Source organism: Micromonospora sp. CMU55-4 (assembly GCF_011602315.1).
Classification (GTDB): Bacteria; Actinomycetota; Actinomycetes; order Mycobacteriales; family Micromonosporaceae; genus Micromonospora; species Micromonospora chalcea.
Genome location: NZ_JAAOLH010000017.1, coordinates 69,518 through 88,456, shown reverse-complemented (window position 1 = coordinate 88,456; position 18,939 = coordinate 69,518). Strand labels below are relative to the sequence as shown.

18 protein-coding genes are annotated in these 18,939 nt (G+C 72.4%); 10 read left to right on the top strand and 8 right to left on the bottom strand.

Going from position 1 to position 18,939, the window contains the following annotated elements; genetic code table 11:
* Nucleotides 1-125: 125 nt before the first annotated feature.
* Both HA073_RS25340 and cydB read left to right on the top strand, forming a co-directional pair.
* On the top strand, nucleotides 126-1,538 hold the full coding sequence (locus HA073_RS25340; RefSeq protein ID WP_043324038.1) for a cytochrome ubiquinol oxidase subunit I: 1,413 nt from the start codon (nucleotides 126-128) through the stop codon (nucleotides 1,536-1,538).
* Nucleotides 1,539-1,555: 17 nt separating this feature from the next.
* Nucleotides 1,556-2,554 (top strand): cytochrome d ubiquinol oxidase subunit II, encoded by a 999-nt coding sequence (cydB, locus tag HA073_RS25335; protein ID WP_069089654.1) that lies wholly within the window; start codon nucleotides 1,556-1,558, stop codon nucleotides 2,552-2,554.
* Between the two features lie 62 nt (nucleotides 2,555-2,616).
* Here cydB and HA073_RS25330 read toward each other — a convergent pair whose 3' ends face one another.
* Together HA073_RS25330 and HA073_RS25325 are read right to left on the bottom strand one after the other, a co-directional pair.
* Nucleotides 2,617-3,303, bottom strand: coding sequence for a hypothetical protein (locus HA073_RS25330; RefSeq protein ID WP_064446491.1), 687 nt, complete (start codon nucleotides 3,301-3,303; stop codon nucleotides 2,617-2,619).
* A gap of 65 nt (nucleotides 3,304-3,368) precedes the next feature.
* Nucleotides 3,369-3,833 (bottom strand): peroxiredoxin, encoded by a 465-nt coding sequence (locus tag HA073_RS25325; protein WP_304441228.1) that lies wholly within the window; start codon nucleotides 3,831-3,833, stop codon nucleotides 3,369-3,371.
* A 90-nt stretch (nucleotides 3,834-3,923) separates the two neighbouring features.
* Here HA073_RS25325 and HA073_RS25320 point away from each other — a divergent pair, with 90 nt between their 5' ends.
* The gene (locus tag HA073_RS25320) at nucleotides 3,924-4,316 is read left to right on the top strand and encodes a YciI family protein (RefSeq protein WP_043324033.1); all 393 of its coding nucleotides are present in this window, start codon (nucleotides 3,924-3,926) and stop codon (nucleotides 4,314-4,316) included.
* A gap of 19 nt (nucleotides 4,317-4,335) precedes the next feature.
* Complete coding sequence (locus HA073_RS25315) at nucleotides 4,336-5,556, top strand: RNA polymerase sigma factor (protein WP_166457440.1); 1,221 nt, start codon at nucleotides 4,336-4,338, stop codon at nucleotides 5,554-5,556.
* Between the two features lie 6 nt (nucleotides 5,557-5,562).
* On the opposite strand, the gene HA073_RS25310 is transcribed toward HA073_RS25315, so the two are convergent.
* Nucleotides 5,563-6,396: a patatin-like phospholipase family protein gene (locus tag HA073_RS25310; RefSeq protein WP_043324028.1), complete on the bottom strand. Its 834-nt coding sequence runs from the start codon at nucleotides 6,394-6,396 to the stop codon at nucleotides 5,563-5,565.
* A 75-nt stretch (nucleotides 6,397-6,471) separates the two neighbouring features.
* Here HA073_RS25310 and HA073_RS25305 point away from each other — a divergent pair, with 75 nt between their 5' ends.
* Nucleotides 6,472-7,200, top strand: coding sequence for an SDR family NAD(P)-dependent oxidoreductase (locus tag HA073_RS25305; protein ID WP_043324027.1), 729 nt, complete (start codon nucleotides 6,472-6,474; stop codon nucleotides 7,198-7,200).
* Between the two features lie 51 nt (nucleotides 7,201-7,251).
* Here the strand turns inward: HA073_RS25305 and HA073_RS30965 are convergent, their stop codons facing one another.
* Nucleotides 7,252-7,377: a hypothetical protein gene (locus tag HA073_RS30965; protein ID WP_255361250.1), complete on the bottom strand. Its 126-nt coding sequence runs from the start codon at nucleotides 7,375-7,377 to the stop codon at nucleotides 7,252-7,254.
* On the bottom strand, nucleotides 7,374-8,783 hold the full coding sequence (locus HA073_RS25300; protein WP_064445960.1) for an OFA family MFS transporter: 1,410 nt from the start codon (nucleotides 8,781-8,783) through the stop codon (nucleotides 7,374-7,376). Before HA073_RS25300 ends, HA073_RS30965 begins: the two co-directional genes overlap by 4 nt.
* A 178-nt stretch (nucleotides 8,784-8,961) precedes the next feature.
* Here HA073_RS25300 and pdxY point away from each other — a divergent pair, with 178 nt between their 5' ends.
* The 4 genes from pdxY to HA073_RS25280 all read left to right on the top strand — a co-directional run bounded on the left by pdxY (nucleotide 8,962) and on the right by HA073_RS25280 (nucleotide 13,227).
* Entirely contained in the window at nucleotides 8,962-9,813 is an 852-nt protein-coding gene (gene pdxY / locus HA073_RS25295) for a pyridoxal kinase PdxY (protein ID WP_043324020.1), read from the top strand.
* Between the two features lie 98 nt (nucleotides 9,814-9,911).
* On the top strand, nucleotides 9,912-10,376 hold the full coding sequence (locus HA073_RS25290; RefSeq protein WP_043324018.1) for a helix-turn-helix transcriptional regulator: 465 nt from the start codon (nucleotides 9,912-9,914) through the stop codon (nucleotides 10,374-10,376).
* A gap of 5 nt (nucleotides 10,377-10,381) precedes the next feature.
* On the top strand, nucleotides 10,382-10,795 hold the full coding sequence (locus HA073_RS25285; protein ID WP_104114071.1) for a VOC family protein: 414 nt from the start codon (nucleotides 10,382-10,384) through the stop codon (nucleotides 10,793-10,795).
* Nucleotides 10,796-10,851: 56 nt separating this feature from the next.
* Nucleotides 10,852-13,227 (top strand): excinuclease ABC subunit UvrA, encoded by a 2,376-nt coding sequence (locus HA073_RS25280; RefSeq protein WP_166457439.1) that lies wholly within the window; start codon nucleotides 10,852-10,854, stop codon nucleotides 13,225-13,227.
* 37 nt (nucleotides 13,228-13,264) lie between these two features.
* Here HA073_RS25280 and HA073_RS25275 read toward each other — a convergent pair whose 3' ends face one another.
* The 3 genes from HA073_RS25275 to HA073_RS25265 form a co-directional block, all read right to left on the bottom strand.
* Complete coding sequence (locus HA073_RS25275) at nucleotides 13,265-13,972, bottom strand: response regulator transcription factor (RefSeq protein WP_043324014.1); 708 nt, start codon at nucleotides 13,970-13,972, stop codon at nucleotides 13,265-13,267.
* Nucleotides 13,973-14,071: 99 nt separating this feature from the next.
* A complete protein-coding gene (locus HA073_RS25270; protein ID WP_166457438.1) occupies nucleotides 14,072-15,331 on the bottom strand; it encodes a sensor histidine kinase in 1,260 nt (419 codons plus the stop codon).
* A 7-nt stretch (nucleotides 15,332-15,338) separates the two neighbouring features.
* Nucleotides 15,339-15,926, bottom strand: a complete 588-nt coding sequence (locus HA073_RS25265; protein ID WP_166457437.1) for a hypothetical protein — start codon at nucleotides 15,924-15,926, stop codon at nucleotides 15,339-15,341.
* Nucleotides 15,927-16,211: 285 nt separating this feature from the next.
* On the opposite strand from HA073_RS25265, the gene lanKC reads away from it, so the two are divergent.
* A complete protein-coding gene (gene lanKC / locus HA073_RS25260; RefSeq protein WP_166457436.1) occupies nucleotides 16,212-18,827 on the top strand; it encodes a class III lanthionine synthetase LanKC in 2,616 nt (871 codons plus the stop codon).
* Nucleotides 18,828-18,939: the final 112 nt, after the last annotated feature.

The window sequence follows — 18,939 nt, the reverse complement described above, 5'->3', positions numbered from 1 at the left end:
CTCCGGCAAGGGTGATCAGGGTCATTGGTCCCGGGCCGGGTGGGGCCCTGCGGCCCTGCTGCTTTCGCTACGACGCCGAGTAGTATCTACTACGTCTCGTAGTATGCACAGCTGGGGGTTTTCTGGTGGACGCGTTGGACGTCGCCCGCTGGCAGTTCGGTGTCACCACCGTCTACCACTTCTTGTTCGTGCCGTTGACCATCGGCCTGTCCGTGCTGGTGGCGATCCTCCAGACCATGTGGCACCGCACCGGCAACGAGCGGTACCTCAAACTCACCAAGTTCTACGGCAAGCTCTTCCTGATCAACTTTGCGATGGGTGTGGTCACCGGCATCGTGCAGGAGTTCCAGTTCGGCATGAACTGGAGTGACTACTCCCGCTTCGTCGGTGACATCTTCGGCGCGCCGCTGGCCATCGAGGCCCTTGTCGCGTTCTTCCTGGAGTCCACGTTCATCGGCCTGTGGATCTTCGGCTGGGACCGGCTGCCCAAACGCCTGCACCTGGCCGCGATCTGGGCCGCCGCGATCGGCACCAACCTGTCGGCGTACTTCATCCTCGCCGCCAACTCGTTCATGCAGAACCCGGTCGGCTTCCGGATCAACCCGGAGAGCGGCCGCGCCGAGCTGACCGACTTCGTCGCCGTGCTCACCAACAAGGTCGCCCTGGTCACCTTCCCGCACACGCTGGCCGGCTCGTTCCTGGTCGCCGGGTCGCTGATGGTCACCGTCGGCCTGTGGCACGTGATGCGCAACCGCGACAGCGCCGACACCGGCGCGTACCGCTTCGCCACCAAGCTCGGCTCCTGGGTCGTCCTGATCTCCTCGGCGCTGGTGATCCTCACCGGCGACATCCAGGGCAAGATCATGACCGAGGTGCAGCCGATGAAGATGGCCGCCGCGGAGGGCCTCTACACCACCGAGAGCCCCGCCTCGTTCTCCGTGCTCACCGTCGGCAGCCTCGACGGCAGCCGCGAGATCTTCGCTCTCAAGATCCCGTACCTGCTGTCGTTCCTCGGCACCGGCGACCCCAACGGCACCGTGCAGGGCATCAACGACCTCCAGGCCCAGTACGCCAGCCAGTACGGCCCCGGCAACTACGCACCGATCATCCCGGTCACCTACTGGAGCTTCCGCTTCATGATCGGCTTCGGGCTGGCCGCCGCCGCGATCGCGCTGCTGGTGCTCTGGAGCCAGCGCAAGGGCCGCACCCCCACCAGCAAGTGGCTGCTGCGCGCCGGCCTGGTCATGCCCGTGCTGCCGCTGCTGGCCAACTCCTTCGGCTGGATCTTCACCGAGATGGGCCGCCAGCCGTGGATCGTCTTCGGCGAGATGCTCACCCGTGACGGCGTGTCCCGCAGCGTCTCCCTGACCGAGGTCCTCACCTCCTTCACCGCGTTCACGCTCATCTACGCCGTCCTCGCGGTGGTCGAGTTCAAGCTGCTGGTCCGCTATGCCCGCGCCGGCGTCCCGGACGTCACCCCGCAGACCGACGACGACGACACCGACGACGCCGAGCGCCCGCTGGCGTTCGCCTACTGACACCCCGGAGCCCAACCGTGGAACTGACGACCGTCTGGTTTCTCCTCGTAGCAGTGCTCTTCACCGGCTACTTCATCCTCGAAGGCTTCGACTTCGGCGTCGGGATGCTGCTGCCGGTGCTCGGCCGCGACGACCGGCAGCGCCGTGTCCTGATCAACACCATCGGCCCGGTCTGGGACGGCAACGAGGTGTGGCTGATCACCGCCGGCGGCGCCATGTTCGCCGCCTTCCCCGAGTGGTACGCCACCCTGTTCTCCGGCTTCTACCTGCCGCTGCTGCTGATCCTGCTGGCCCTGATCGCCCGCGGCGTCGCCTTCGAGTACCGCCACAAGCGGCCCGAGGCGTCCTGGAAGCGCCGCTGGGACCAGGCCATCTTCTGGGGCTCGGCGATCCCGGCCGTGCTGTGGGGCGTGGCGTTCGCCAACATCTTCCGCGGCGTGCCGCTGGACGCCGACCACGAGTACGTCGGCGGGCTGCTCGACCTGCTCAACCCGTACGCGCTGCTCGGCGGCCTGACCACGCTGGGGCTGTTCCTCACCCACGGCGCGGTGTTCCTGGCGCTCAAGACCACCGGCGACATCCGCGAGCGCGCCGGCGCCCTCGCCGTCAAGCTCGGCGTCGGCACGGCCGTGGCCGCGGTGGCGTTCCTGAGCTGGTCGCTGACCATCCGCTCCAGCGCCGCCGCCGTCGTGCTCGCCGTCGGCGCCGCCCTCGCCCTGCTCGGCGGTCTGGCCGCGGCCAAGGTACGCCGGGAGGGCTGGGCGTTCACCGGCACCGCCGTGGCGATCGCGCTGGCCGTGGCGACGCTGTTCGCGGCGCTGTTCCCGAACGTGATGCCGTCCACGCTCGACGCGGCCGGCACGCTCACCGCCACAAACGCCGCGTCCACCCCGTACACCCTGAAGATCATGACCTGGGTGGCGGTGATCTTCACGCCGATCGTGCTGGCGTACCAGGGTTGGACGTACTGGGTGTTCCGCCGCCGGATCGGGGTACAGAACATTCCGCAACACTGATCGACCTGTGGGCGCAGGGGCGCGGGGCCGGTGCGAGGGGTCGCACCGGCCCCGCGGGGCGTTCAGCGCGCCTCGCGCAGCTCCGCCAGCCGCGCCTCGATCTCGGCCAGCTCGGCGCGCAGCTTCTCCGCCTGCTGCTCCGCCTCCGCCCGCTCGGCGGCGAGGATCTGCTCCACCGCCTCCTGCACCCCCGGCACGTCCACCAGCGCCACCATCCGCAGCGCCTCGGCCGGCTTCACCACGTACGGCCGGGCCAGCGCCTTCGTGCCCTGCTGCGCGGCCACCGTCCACTCGCCCTCTGCGTACGCCAGCGTCACCGTCAACCCCGGCGGGGTCTTCGGCTTCGCGGCCTTCACCGCCCGCTTCGCCGGCTTCGGCTCCGCCTGCGGCGCCTCGGTCTTCGGCTCCTCCCGTCGTGGCGCCGGCACCCGCGGCGTGTCCAGCACGAACTCCGGCTCCGGCGCGGCCGGCGGCTGCTCCGGTTCCGGCTTCGCCTCGGCGGCCGGACGCCGCCCGGCGCCCTTCGGCGCGACCGCCACGTCGGCGGGGGAGAACGGCAGCTCGTCGCGGCCGAACCGCACCACCACGAACTCCTCCGACGCCTCCGGGTCGGTCAGCTCCACCACCTGCCCGATCTGCCCGGCGATCTGCCCGGCCGCCTCGGTGAACACCACCCGGGGCTTGCGGCCCGCCGCGAGCGCCTCCCGGATCCCCTGAACCTCGTCAGTGGACAAACCCTGACCCGCCATCACGCCCTCTTCCGTACACCTGTTTGACGCAGCCTTGATACCAGCCGGCTGCGACACCACGATGATCAGCCCCCGAGGGCCCGCAACGCCGCGTCGGCGTGCTCGTTCATGCTCAGCTCGCTGCGCACCACGGCGAGGACCCGCCGGTCCGTGCCGATCACGAACGTCATCCGCCGCGTGCTCAGCGGCCCCAGCGGCAGCCGCCGCCGCACCCCGAACGCGTCCGCCACCGCGCCGTCGACGTCGGAGAGCAGCGGATAGTCGAACCCGTGCCGGCGGGAGAACTCCGCCTGCCGCTCCACCGGATCACGGCTGATCCCCACCCGCTGCGCGCCCACCGCCGCGAACTCCGCCGCCAGATCCCGGAAGTGACAGCTCTCCGCCGTGCAGCCCCGCGTCATCGCCGCCGGATAGAAGAACAACACCACCGGCCCGGCGGCCAGGAACTCCGACAGGCGACGCGGCGTCCCCGTCTCGTCCGGCAGCGTGAAATCCTCGACCAGGTCACCGACACCCAACGCGTTACTCATGACGCGAGGATATGTAGACATCGGCGATCCGGCTCCGTCGTACCCGGCGAGCGGCGGGGAGGCACCGCCGCACGACGCGAAGGACCGACAGTGAAGTACGTCATCATGATCCACTCCAACCCGGAGCCGTGGGGCCACCCCACCTCCGAGTATCTGGCCTCCTACCAGGAGCTGCCCGCCGAGGTACGGGACCGGCTCAACGCCGACTTCGAGCAGGTGCTGACCGAGCTGCACGCCAACGGTGAGCTCGTCGTCGGTGAGGCGCTCGCCGACCCCGCCACCGCACGGCTGTACCGGTGGAGCGACGGCGCGCCGCTGGTGACCGACGGCCCGTACTCCGAAGCCAAGGAACACCTCGCCGGGTTCTTCCTGATCGACGTGGAGGACCAGGCCCGCGCCGAGGCCGTCGCGGCGAAGTTCGCCGGCCCGGGGGAGACCGTCGAGCTGCGGCCCCTGATGTGGCCGGGCGGCTCCGATCAGTAACGCCACAGCGCTGGCGGACGTGTGGCGCCGGGAGGCGCCGCACGTCCGCGCCGCGCTGCTGCGCCGCTACGGGCACCCCGACGCCTGCGAGGACGCCCTGCAGGACGCGGCGGAGGCGGCCGCCGCCAACTGGCCGCGAACCGGCGTCCCCGACGACCCCCGCGCCTGGCTGATCCGGGTCGCCGCGCGGCGACTGATCGACCGGATCCGCGCCGACGCGGCCCGTACCCGCCGCGAGCGGCTCGACGCGGCCCGGCAACCCGACGCAGGCCGCGTACCGCCCGTCGACGACACGCCGGTGACCGGCGCCGACGACACGACGCGGCTGCTGTTCCTGTGCTGCCACCCGGCGCTGAGCCGCCCCTCACAGGTCGCGCTGACCCTGCGCGCGGTGGCCGGCCTGCGCGTCGAGCAGATCGCCGCCGCCTACCTGGTGCCGGCCCGGACCATGACGCAGCGGCTGAGCCGGGCCCGCGCGACGCTGCGCGAGGCGGGCGCCCGGTTCACCATGCCGCCGCCGCACGCGCTGCCCGCCCGGGTGGCCGCCGTGCTCGACGTGTGCCACCTGGTGTTCAGCGAGGGCTACACCCGCACCTCCGGCGACCAGCTGCTGGACGTCGCACTCGCCGAGGAGGCGATCCGGCTCACCCGCCAGGTCCATGCCGCGCTGCCCGAGCACCACGAGGTGACCGGCGCGCTGGCGCTGATGCTGCTCACCCACGCCCGGTCGCCCGCCCGCACCGACGCCGCCGGTGACCTCGTGCCGCTGGCCGACCAGGACCGCTCCCGCTGGCGCGGCGACCTGATCGACGAGGGCGTCGCGCTGCTCGGCCGGGCCCTGCCCCACGGCCCGGTGGGCCGCTACCAGCTCCAGGCGGCCATCGCCGCCGTCCACGCCGAGGCCCCGACGTTCGACCGCACCGACTGGCTGCAGATCAGCGTCCTCTACGACATGCTGAGCCGGGTCGCCCCCAGCCCGTTCGTCACACTCAACCAGGCCGTCGCCGTGGCCATGGCGCACGGCCCCGACGTCGGGCTGGCGCTGCTCGGCCCGCTGCTGACCGACCCGGCCATGCGCGGCCACCACCGGCTGCACGCCGTCCGCGCCCACCTGCTGGAGCTGCACGGCGACCCGCAGGCCGCCGCCGAGCACTACCGGCTGGCCGCCCGGCTCACCGGCAGCCTGCCCGAACAGCGCTACCTCAACCGGCGGCTGGCGCGCCTGACCAGCGACTCCTGATCGCGGTCACCGCCACACCCCGGCCACCTCGTCGGCCACCGTGTCGGCCTGGGCGAACCCGGCCCGCGCCGACGCGGCCCGCCGCGCCGGATCCAGCACGTTACGGCCGATCGCCGTGCGTGCCGCCCGGTCCGGCGACACCACCGCCACCCGCGCGCCGGCCGCCCGCAGCGCCGTCACCTGCGCCGACAGCCGCGGCATCGGTCCGACCGCCGCACGGGTCGGCGCCAGCACCACCACCCGCTCGCACCCGGCCGCCAGGTCCGCGTTCACCGGCGACCGGACGCCGCCGTCGACGAAACGCCGGTCACCGATCGTCACCGGCGGCCAGACCCCCGGCACCGCGCAACTGGCCCCGACCGCGTCCACCAGCGACGCCCCGCTGTCCGCGTCGAACACCACGAACTCGCCGGAGGCCGCGTCCACGGCGGTGACCAGCAGCCGCGCCGCCGGCCAGTCCGACGACGGCAGCCGCGCCGCGATCACCGCCCGCCGCGACTGCTCCGACGGGGTACGCGCCGACAACGCCATCGCGCCGATACGCGCCCGGGCCCGCGCCGCGTCCCGGCCCCGCCCACCGGCCCACGCCCAGCGCAACAGCACCCCCGTCCCGAGGCGCGCCGGCACCTCCTCGCGGGGCGGCCGCAGCTGCGCCTCGTACAACTGCGTCACCGGCGTACCCGAACGCACCTGCGCCCCGACCACCGACCCGGCCGACGTGCCCACCACCAGCTCCGCCTCGTCCAACCGCAGGCCGTGCCCGGCCAGCCCGGCCAGCAGACCCAGCTCCCAGGCCACCCCGGTGACCCCGCCGCCACCCAGCACCAACGCGCGCCCCATGTGACAGTCCTCTCCACCCCGGATGGTCCCGCCCACGGTAACGTCGCCCCCACCGCAAGGCAGGGGAGAATTGCATTGACCTCCGTCACCATCGTCACCGGGGGAGGACGCGGCATCGGCGCGGCCACCGCCCGGCGGCTCGCCGCCGAGGGCCACGACCTGGTCATCGGCTACCGCGCCGACCACACCGCCGCCGAATCCGTGGCCGCCGACGTCCGCGCGGCCGGCCGCCGCGCGGTCACCGTCGCCGCCGACACCACCGACCCGGACCAGGTACGCCGCATCTTCGACGCCGCCGACCAGCTCGGCCCGCTCACCGGCCTGGTCAACAACGCCGGCGTCACCAGCCCGATCGGCCCGTTCACCGACCTGCGCGTCGACGACCTGCGCGAGGTCGTCGACGTCAACCTCATCGGGTACGTGCTCTGCGCCCAGCAGGCGGCCCGGCGGCTCACCCGCGGCGGCGCCATCGTCAACGTCTCCTCCGTCGCCGCCACGCTCGGCTCACCCGGCGAGTACGTCCACTACGCCGCCGTCAAGGCCGCCACCGACACCCTCACCGTCGGGCTCGCCAAGGAACTCGCGCCGCACGGCATCCGCGTCAACGCCGTCGCCCCCGGCATCATCCGCACCACCATCCACGCCCGCTCCGGCGTGCCCGACCGCCCCGACTCCGCCGCCGGGCGGATCCCGATGGGCCGCGCCGGGGAACCCGAGGAGGTCGCCGGCGCGATCGCCCACCTGCTCGGCCCGGACGCCTCGTACACCACGGGCGCGGTCCTGCGCGTCGGCGGCGGGCTCTGACACGACGGCGGCCCGGGGTGTCCGCCCCGGGCCGCCGCCTCGCCTCCTGCGCTACTGGGTGAACAGCTTCGCCGCCGTGATCACCGTCTGCACCACCCCGTAGCCCAGCAGCACCGACACCACCAGCCACGACACCACCAGGCGGGTCCGCTGCCCGCCACCGCTGTGCTCGTTCACGATCCGCTCCTCTCCGTCGGCCCCTGCGCTGTCCCGTCCCGTCCCGACGCCGGCTCGTGGTAGCGCTCCGGCACCGGCCGCACCAGCAGGTTCGCCACCAGGCCGACGGCCAGCACGCCGACCATCGTGAACAGCGCCGGCCGGTACGCCGCCGCGGTCAACGTGCCCGGCTCGCCCTGCGCGTCGAGGAACCCGTTGACGATCAGCGGCCCGGCCACCCCGGCCGCCGACCACGCGGTCAGCAGCCGGCCGTGGATCGCGCCCACCTCGAACGTGCCGAACAGGTCCCGCAGGTACGCCGGAATGGTCGCGAACCCGCCGCCGTAGAACGACAGGATCACGGACGCCAGCAGCACGAACAACGCCGTCGAGGTCTGCCCCACCAGCGCCAGCAGCAGGTACAGCACCATGCCCACACCCAGGTACACCACGTAGATCGGCTTACGGCCGATCACATCCGACGTGGACGACCACACGAACCGGCCCGCCATGTTGAACAGCGACAGCACTCCCACGAACCCGCCGGCCGCCGCCACCGACACCGCCGAGGTCCCGTTGTCGCGGAAGAAGTCCTGGATCATCGGGCTGGCCTGCTCCAGGATGCCGATACCCGCCGTCACGTTGCAGAACAGCACCACCCACAGCAGCCAGAACGACCGCGTCTTCAGGGCGTTGGCCGCCGACACGTTCGCCGTGGTCACCAGCGGCTTCTCCGCCACCGTCGACGGGTCGAAACCGGCCGGCCGCCAGTGCGGCGCCGGCACCCGCACGTTGAACACCCCGAACATCATGATCACGAAGTAGCCGATGCCGAGCGTCACGAACAGCCACACCAGCGCCGAGCCCGACGCGGTGGAACCGCTGTCCGACGGGTCGTACCCGGCGTCGTAGAACGACAGCAGCTGCCGGGACAGGGGAGAGGCCACCATCGCCCCGCCACCGAACCCCATGATCGCCAGCCCGGTCGCCAGCCCCGGCCGGTCCGGGAACCACTTGATCAACGTGGAGACGGGGGAGATGTACCCGATCCCCAGACCGATCCCGCCCAGCACCCCGTACCCCAGGTACAGCAGCCACAGCTGCCCGGTCGCGATGCCCAGCGCCCCGACCAGGAACCCCGCCGCCCAGAAACACGCCGACACGAACATGGCCTTACGCGGCCCGTTCGCCTCCACCCACGTACCGGCGACCGCGGCCGACAACCCCAGCATCACGATCGCGATGCTGAAGATCACCCCGATCGCCGTCTGACTTGTGTCGAAATGCGCGATCAGGGAGTTCTTGTACACGCTCGTCGCGTACACCTGCCCGATGCACAGATGGATCGCCAGCGCCGCCGGGGGGATCAGCCAGCGGCTGTACCCCGGCGGCGCGACGGTGTGCCGACGATCGAGTGCGGAAAGCATCGTTGCTTCCTCCGTCCAGAAGGCGAGAACAGCCCGTTCATGCCCCCACCGCACGCTGCGCCCAAACCCGCCCCGCGCCCGGCGGTCGAAACCCTGAGCCGAACGGTCACCGCGGTCCCGGCCCGTCATCACCCCACCACGGGCCGTCAGCCCTCGCCGGGGATGCGACCATGAGCAGGTGAAGATCCTGTCCATCCAGTCGTCGGTCGCCTACGGCCACGTCGGCAACTCCGCCGCCGTGTTCCCGCTGCAACGCCTCCGACACGAGGTCTGGCCGGTCCTGACCGTGCACTTCTCCAACCACACCGGCTACGGCGCCTGGCGCGGCCCCCTGCTCGCCCCCACCGACGTCGCCGACGTCATCGCCGGCATCGCCGACCGCGGGGTGCTCGGCACCGCCGACGCCGTCCTGTCCGGCTACCAGGGCGACCCCGCCGTCGGCGCGGTCATCCTCGACGCCGTCGCCCAGGTCAAAGCGGCGAACCCGGCCGCCCTCTACTGCTGCGACCCGGTCATGGGCGACGTCGGCCGCGGCATGTTCGTCCGCCCCGGCATCCCCGAGTACCTCCGCGACACCGTCGTCCCCCGCGCCGACATCGTCACCCCCAACCAGTTCGAGCTGGAGTTCCTCGCCGGCCGCACCACCGACACCCTCGACGACCTGCTCGCCGCCGTCGACACCGTCCGCGCCACCGGCCCCCGGCACGTCCTGGTCACCAGCGTCCTGCACGGCGACCTGCCCGCCGGGCACCTGGAAGTCGTCGCCGTGTCCGACGAGGGCGCCTGGGCCGTCACCACCCCGCTGCTGCCGATCGCTCCCAACGGCGGCGGCGACGTCACCGCCGCCCTCTACCTGGCGCACCTGGCCACCACCGGCTCACCGCAGACCGCGCTGGAACGCACCACAAACTCGATCTACGCGGTACTCGAGGCGACCCTCGACGCCGGCACCCGGGAGCTGCAACTCGTCGCCGCCCAGGACGCCATCGCCGAGCCGCCCACCCGGTTCACCGCCCGCCGGCTGCGCTGACCGCCGCCCGGGTGCACCAGCCGCCCAGGTGCACCCGGGCGGCGACTCGCCGCTCGAACAGGTGGACGACACCACCGCCCAGCAGGCAGGATGCGGACGTGTCACCGCACCAGGGCACCGACGACCCCGCGTTCGCCCAACGGCTGCGCGACCTGACCCGGCTGCGCCGCGTCCGCGACCGCATCGACCGCGAGTACGCCAGTCCCCTCGACGTCGAAGCCCTCGCCCGCGGCGAGCACATGTCCGCCGGCCACCTCAGCCGCCAGTTCCGCCAGACCTACGGCGAGTCCCCGTACTCGTACCTCATGACCCGCCGCATCGAACGCGCGATGGCCCTGCTGCGCCGTGGTGACCTCAGCGTCACCGATGTCTGCTTCGCCGTCGGCTGTCAGTCCCTGGGCACCTTCAGCACCCGGTTCACCGAACTCGTCGGCGAACCGCCCAGCGCCTACCGCGCCCGTCACGCCCCCGACACCGCCGAGCCGCCCCCGTGCCTGACCAAACAGGCGACCCGACCGATCAGGAATCGAGAAGCCCGCACCGGCCGGCCACCGTTAGCGTGACCACCATGACGATCACCATTCACTACACGTTCCTGCCGCACACCGACGCCGACGCCGCCATCGCCTTCTACCGCGACACCCTCGGCTTCGAACTGCGCAACGACGTCGGCCAGGGCGACACCATGCGCTGGCTCACCGTCGGCCCACCGAACCAGCCCGAGACCGGCATCGTCCTGCACCCGCCGGCCGTCGACCCCGGCATCAGCGACGACGAGCGCCGCACCGTCCTCGAACTCATCGCCAAGGGCAGCTACGGCGCGCTCACCCTCGCCACCGACGACCTCGACGGCCTGTTCGACCGGCTGGCGGCCAGCGGCGCCGACGTGGTCCAGGAACCCACCGAACAGCCCTACGGCGTGCGCGACTGCGCGTTCCGCGACCCCACCGGCAACCTCATCCGCATCAACGAGCGGCGCTGACGGCGCCCGCGGCGGACGCTGGCTCGACCGGAACACCCGACCCGGACGGAGAGATCATGAGCGAGGCCACCACCGGCCTGCACCGCGCCGACAGCCACGACGTCATCCGCGTCCTCGGCGCCCGCGAGAACAACCTGCGCGACGTCCACGTCGAGCTGCCCAAACGCCGCCTCACGGTGTTCACCGGCGTGTCCGGCTCCGGCAAGAGCTCACTGGTCTTCGGCACCATCGCCGCCGAGTCCCAGCGCCTGATCAACGAGACCTACAGCGCCTTCGTCCAGGGGTTCATGCCCACCCTGTCCCGGCCCGAGGTCGACGTCCTGGAGGGCCTCACCACCGCCATCATCGTCGACCAGGAACGCATGGGCGCGGACCCACGCTCCACCGTCGGCACCGCCACCGACGTCAACGCGATGCTGCGCATCCTGTTCAGCCGCCTCGGCGACCCCCACATCGGCCCGCCCAACGCCTACTCGTTCAACGTCCCCTCCGTACGCGCCGCCGGCGCGATCACCGTCGAGCGGGGCCCCGGCAAGACCCAGACCAGGAAGGGCACCTTCAACCGCCTCGGCGGCATGTGCCCCCGCTGCGAGGGCCGCGGCGCGGTCACCGACTTCGACCTGACCGTCCTCTACGACGAGAAGTTGTCCCTCAACGAGGGCGCCATCACCATCCCCGGCTACAGCATGGACGGCTGGTACGGCCGCATCTTCCGCTCCAGCGGCCTGTTCGACCCGGACAAGCCGATCCGCGACTACACCAAGCGGGAACTGAGCGACCTGCTCCACAAGGAACCCACCAAGATCAAGGTCGACGGCATCAACGTCACCTACACCGGCCTGATCCCCGCCATCAGCAAGTCGATGCTCGCCAAGGACGTCGACGCCATGCAGCCGCACATCCGCGCCTTCGTCGAACGCGCCATCACGTTCACCACCTGCCCCGACTGCGACGGCACCCGCCTGGCCCCCGAAGCCCGCTCCTCGAAGATCAACGGCGTCAGCATCGCCGACGTCTGCGCCATGCAGATCAGCGACCTCGCCACCTGGGTACGCGACCTGCGCGAACCCTCCGTCGGCCCGCTGCTCAAGGCGCTGGGGGACACCCTCGACTCGTTCGTCGAGATCGGCCTGGGCTACCTCAGCCTCGACCGGCCCGCCGGCACCCTCTCCGGCGGCGAGGCCCAGCGCACCAAGATGATCCGCCACCTCGGCTCGTCCCTCACCGACGTCACCTACGTCTTCGACGAACCCACCATCGGGCTGCACCCGCACGACATCGCCCGCATGAACAACCTCCTGCTGCAACTGCGCGACAAGGGCAACACCGTCCTCGTCGTCGAACACAAACCCGAAACCATCGCCATCGCCGACCACGTCGTCGACCTCGGCCCCGGCGCCGGCACCGCCGGCGGCACCATCTGCTACGAGGGCACCGTCGCCGGCCTGCGCGCCAGCGGCACCACCACCGGCCGCCACCTCGACGACCGCGCAACCCTCAAGGACAAGCCGCGTACGCCCACCGGCGCGCTGCCGATCCGCGGCGCCCGCACCCACAACCTGCGCGACGTCGACGTGGACATCCCCCTCGGTGTCCTGGTCGTGGTCACCGGCGTCGCCGGTTCCGGCAAGAGCAGCCTCATCCACGGCTCACTGGCCAGACGCGACGACGTCGTCAGCGTCGACCAGACCGCCATCCGCGGCTCCCGCCGCAGCAACCCGGCCACCTACACCGGTCTGCTCGACCCCATCCGCAAGGCGTTCGCCAAGGCCAACGGCGTCAAACCCGCCCTGTTCAGCGCCAACTCCGAAGGCGCCTGCCCGACCTGCAACGGCGCCGGCGTCATCTACACCGACCTCGGCATGATGGCCGGCGTCGCCAGCACCTGCGAGGACTGCGAAGGCAAACGGTTCCAGCCCGCCGTGCTCGACTACCACCTCGGCGGCCGCGACATCAGCCAGGTCCTCGCGATGTCCGTCGACGAGGCCGAAATCTTCTTCAGCGACGGTGAGGCCCGCACCCCGGCCGCCCACACCATCCTCGACCGGCTCGCCGACGTCGGCCTCGGCTACCTCACGCTCGGCCAGCCGCTGACCACGCTGTCCGGCGGGGAACGCCAGCGCCTCAAGCTCGCCACCCGGATGGGGGACAAGGGCGGCGTGTACGTCCTGGACGAACCCACCACCGGCCTGCACCTGGCCGACGTCGCCCAGCTGCTCGGCCTGCTCGACCGGCTCGTCGACGCCGGGAAGTCCGTCATCGTGATCGAACACCACCAGGCGGTCATGGCGCACGCCGACTGGATCATCGACCTCGGCCCGGGCGCCGGTCACGACGGCGGCCGGATCGTGTTCGAGGGCACCCCGGCGGATCTGGTGGACGCCCGGTCCACGCTCACCGGCGAACACCTCGCCGACTACGTCGGCGCCTGACCGGCGCGCCCGCTGAGACCCCGGCCGCGCCGCGGTCTCAGCGGGACAGGCCGGCCATCCGGGCCGGCGGCGCCGTGCCGGGCTCCACCAGGCCGCACTGGTACGCGGCCACCACCGCGTGCGTCCGATCCCGCAGCCCCAGCTTCGTCAGCACCCGGCTGACGTGCGTCTTGACAGTCGCGTCGCCCAGCACCAGATGCTCGGCGATCTCCCGGTTCGACATCCCGTACGCCATCAGCACCAGCACCTCCCGTTCCCGCGGGGTGAGCCGGCGCATCTGCACCGGGGTGGGCAGTCCCGGGTCGGGCCGGGCGGCGAGGTCGTCGAGCAGCCGCCGGGCCACCGCCGGATCCAGCCACGCCTCGCCGTCGGCGACCGCCCGGATCGCCGACACCAGCTCGGCGGGCGCGGCGTCCTTGAGCACGAAACCGGACGCGCCCGCCCGCAACGCGGCGTGCACCGCCTCGTCCACGTGGTACGTGGTCAGCATGATGATCCGTACCGGCTGCTGCGGGTCGTCGATGAGCTGCTCGTCGGCCATCAGCCTGGTCGCGGCCAACCCGTCGGTGCCGGGCATCCGCACATCCATCAGCACCACGTCCGGGCGCAGCCGCCGACTGACCTCCACGGCCTGCGCCCCGTCGTCGGCCTCGGCGACGACCTCGATGTCAGGTTCGTTGGTGAGCAGCATCGCGAGTCCCGCCCGTACGAGCGGCTGGTCGTCGGCGAGCAGCACCCGGATCATGAAGGCTCCCGTCGTCGGCGGCCGGGACAGTGGCCCCACCACATGATCATCGGCGCCGGCGGCGGCGGCCACCCTGATGTCGCACAGCGGACACGCCGTTCACCCGACAGCCGGCGCCCCGCCGTCACCCGAGGCCGCCACCAGGTCGCCGTGCTGCGCGACCGGCAGCGTCGCGCTCACCCGGAACCCGCCCTCGGCACGCGGCCCGGCGACCAGACGACCGCCGACACGCTCCAGCCGCTCGGCGAGGCTGGCCAGCCCGTTACCGGTCGACAGTCCCGCCGCCGCGCCCGCCTCGCGGCCCGAGCCGTCGTCGTCGACGCGCAGCAACAGCACCCGCTCCTGCCACCCGAAATGAACAGTCGCGCAGGCCCGCCGGCCGACGTGCTTGAGCGTGTTCGTCAGGCTCTCCTGCACCGTCCGGTACGCCGCCAGCTCGATACTCGGATCCAGCGGCCGAGGGCTGCCGGACACCGACATCGTCACGGTCAGCCCCGCGCACCGCATCGACGTCAGCAGCACCTCGATGTCGTCCAGCCGCGGCTGCGGACCCGGCTCACCGTCGCCCACCGGCCCCGACTCGGCCCGCATGACCGCCAGCAGCCGCCGCAACTCCGCCATCGCCTGCTGCCCGGCCTGCTGGATGTGCAGCAGCGCCTCCCGGGTCCGCTCCGGATCGGACGCGCTGATCCGCGCCGCGCCGGCGGCCTGCAGCACCATCACCGTCACCGAGTGGGACACCACGTCGTGCAGCTCCGCGGCGATCCGGCGACGCTCCAACGCCACCGCCTCCGCCCGCGCCACCCGCCGCTCCCGCTCCAACTGGGCCACCCGCCGCCGGTGCCGCCGCACCACCGACCCGGCCGCCCACGCAGCCGCGTAGATGAGCGCGAACATCAACGCGGTCACCACGAACTCCCCGGCCCGCGCGCCCGCACTCGGCTCCACCCGGAACGAGTCGAACGCGCTGAGCAGGCTCCGCGCGCACGCCGCCGCGTACGCCGCCGCCGACACCACCAGCGGCCGCAACGCCGCCACCGTGTACAACGCCACGATCAGGCCCACCCACGGCCGGTAGTCGTGCAGCAGGAACCACATCGCCACGCCGTGCACGCACTCGAACGCGAACACCGCCACCGGCGCGCGGGCCCGCCACCACAGGGCGCCGACCGACAACACCGCGGCGAGCACCTGCAGCCACTGCCGGGCCGGGCCGACCGGCTCGCTCTGGATCACCACGGACGACGCCGTGAACAGGTCGAGCAGGCCCAGCACCGGCAGCAGCAGAAGATCTTGACGCCACCATCTCGCCGCCCGCGCCGGGCCGGACGGCGCCACCGCACCGGTCACCGACGTCATCGGCGGATCAGGAGTTTTCCGTAGGGCAGCCGATGCCGAACAACCGGCACGTCCAGGACAGCGGCGAGCCGTCGTCGTCACCGCCGCCGTCACCGTCCGGCGACGGCGTGGCCGCGCCCACCCGGTGCGTGGTCACCGGCACCGCCGTCCGGCCCGGCGCACCCACCCGGCCCGGCGCACCCGCCCGGCCCGCCCCCACCAGCACGACCGGCGCCACGACGTCGGCCGCCGCGTCCGCGGCCACCCGCCACCGCCCGTCCGCGTCGTCGGCGAGCATCGCCAGCACCCGCCGCACCGACGAAGCGTCCGTGCCGTGGCCACCGGGAACCGTCGCGCCGGCCAGCGACACCATCACCAGGTCCGCCTCGTCACGGTGCAACACCGACACCTCGGCGACAGCGAGCGACCGCGCGTCCCCGCCGGCCACCCCCACCAGCCGCACCGCGTCGCCGGAACGCGCCCGGCCCGCACCCACCGTCCTCAGCAGACACCGCCGTCCGTCCAACGGCACCCCACGCGCGACGGTCACCCACCCCGCCGGCCGCTGCGCCTGCAGGAACACCACCACCGGCGGCGACTGGACCTCGGTCCTCATCACAGACCTCCACAGAAGGAAATGCGGGCGAACAGCCCGCGTACGCGAGAAATTCTGGTCCACACCGGCCCGCCGGACGTCCCCGTACCGGGTGACATCCGGTGTCACCTTCCAGACGGACCCCCGACGTCCACCACCGGGCCGGGACGGACCCCGAACCTCGCCCCACGGCCGGACGCCAGGACCGGCCGGCTACCACCACGATGGAACCAGTCCGGACGACGACGGCAACACACCGAACCCGTCCCGGACACCCAACCCATCGTCACGGCCGCGAGGTTTGCCATGCCCACGCCCGGAGCGTTCCTGATCGCCGACCCGGTCCACGTCGACTCACCGGCGTACGTCGCCGACACGGCGAGCCGGTTCCCGCTGGCCGACCAGACCCCGCCCGACGGCTGGCGCGTCGCCGAACACGGCGGCTGGATCATGTGGCACCCCACGCACACCCAGCTGCCCCAGCAGGGCTGGAAAGTCCACGTCTCGGTGAACCTCGACGACGCCGCCGACGTCCTCGACCTGGTACGCGACCACTGCGTGACCCACCGGGTCGCGTTCAAGTTCCAACGCAGCCGCCGCCTCGCCCTGGTCAACAACGAGAAGTACGCCCACCGCGCCGGCAGCGGCAAACTCGCCGCCCTCTACCCGGCCGACGACACCGCCCTGCGCCGCGTCCTCGACGACCTCGGCGCCCGCCTCGCCGGATACCGCGGCCCCTACGTCCTCAGCGACCTGCGCTGGCACGACGGACCCCTCTACCTGCGCTACGGCGGATTCGCCGAACTCTGGTGCGTCGACGGCGACCAGCCCGTCCCCGCCGTCGCACGCCCCGACGGAACCCTCGTCCCCGACCGCCGCGAACCCGTCTTCACCGTGCCCGACTGGGCCCCCGTGCCCGACTTCGTCGCCGAGCACATCGCCGCCGTCGCCGCTGTCGACGCGCACACCGACGACGAACCGCCCTACCGCATCGAGGAAGCCCTGCACCACTCCAACGCCGGCGGCGTCTACCGCGCCACCGACCTACGCGACGGCCGCACCGTCGTCCTGCGCGAAGCCCGCCCGCACGCCGGACTCGACGGCGCCGGAACCGACGCGCTCACCCGCCTGCGCCGCGAAGAGACCATGCTGCGGCGCCTCGCCGGCCTCGACTGCGTACCCCAACTACTCGACCGCCTCACCTGGTGGGAACATCAGTTCCTGGTCGAAGAGCACGTCGACGGCGACACCCTCCAACACCACCTCGCCATGCGGCACCCACTGATCCACCCCGACCCCACCGAGCAGGACCTCACCGACTACACCACCTGGGCACTCGACGTCATCGACCAGGTCGAGGCAGCCCTGGCCCGGATACACGCCAGGGGAGTGGTCTTCGGCGACCTGCACACCGCCAACATCATGATCCGCCCCGACGGCCGGATCGTGCTCGTCGACTTCGAACAGGCGTACCTGACCGACGAGGACTTCACCCCCTCACTGGGCGACCCCGGCTTCGCCACCCCCCGCATCCGCCGAGGCACCGCCGTCGACACCTACGCCCTCGCCTGCCTGCGCCTCGCCGTCTTCGTACCACTGACACCACTCGCCGCCCTGAGCGACGACAAGTTCGACGACCTCCTCACGATCGCCCGGCGCTTCCCGCTACCACCCGGATACCTCGACCGCATCCGCGACGACCTGCGCACCGCACTGCACCCACCCACGCCCGGCCGCCGCCGCGTCACCCGCCACCAGTGGTCCGCCGACCCGCGCCAGCTGATCGAATCCCTGGCCGCCGGCATCCGCGCCACCGCCACACCACACCGCACCGACCGGCTCTTCCCCGGCGACCCCGGCCAGTTCCCGCACGGCGGCGCCACCCTCGCGCACGGCGCCGCCGGCATCATGTGGGCACTCGTCACCACCGGCGTCGACTACCCCGAACGCGACGAACACCTCGACTGGCTCACCCGCGCCGCCCACCGCCTGCCCGCCGCCCACCTCGGCCTCTACGACGGCCTCGCCGGCATCGCCGCCCTCCTCGACCGCACCGGACGCCACGACGACGCCGACGAACTGCTCGACCGATGTCGCACCGGCCTCCACCACCGCTACGGCCCCGGCCTGCACAGCGGCCTCGCCGGCATCGGACTCGCCCTGCTCCGCCCCGGCAGACCCGCCCCCGACGACGCCCTGCACATCGGCGACCGACTCGCCCGCACCCTCACCGGCGACACCACGCAACCCGTACCCGAACCCACCCGCCCCGGCCTGCTCCACGGCTGGTCCGGCCCCGCGACCTTCCTCACCCGCCTGCACGAAACCACCGGCGACCCCGCCTGGCTCCGCGCCGCCCGCACCGCCCTGCGCCGCGACCTGCAACACACCGTCCGCGACGACAACGGCAACCTCCACGTACGCGACGGCGCACGACGGCTGTTCTACCTCGACGAAGGCAGCGCCGGCATCGCCGTCACCGCGCACACACTGCTCCGCCACGGCGAACGCCAGTGGCTGCGCGACATCGTCACCACCGTCCGCCGCACCATCGACGTCGAATTCGTCCTGCTGCCCGGCCTCTTCCACGGCCGCGCCGGACTTCTCGCCACCGCCGCCCTGCTCACCGACGACCCACCGCGCCGCGCCACCCCGCACGGCCCCGTCGGACTCGTCCGCGACGACGCGCCCCACCACGTCCCCGCGCACCTGGCCCGCCTCGCCTGGCACGCCTACGCCCTCGACGGCCACCTCGCGTTCCCCGGCGACACCCTGCTGCGCATCTCCACCGACCTCGCCGCCGGCGGCGCCGGAATCCTGTCCGCCATGCACGCCGCGCTGCACCGCACCGCAGTGACACTGCCCTTCCTCGACGCGCCCACCCACGTCGCACCCACCGGCCACCTCCTCGCCGCGAGCTGAGATCCGGCCGACACCCACAGACCCCGTCGGAACCACCGACGGCCAATCCACCACACCCGAGAAGGAGGTGAACCCCCATGACGAAGCTCCTCAACCTGCAGGCCATGGCCAC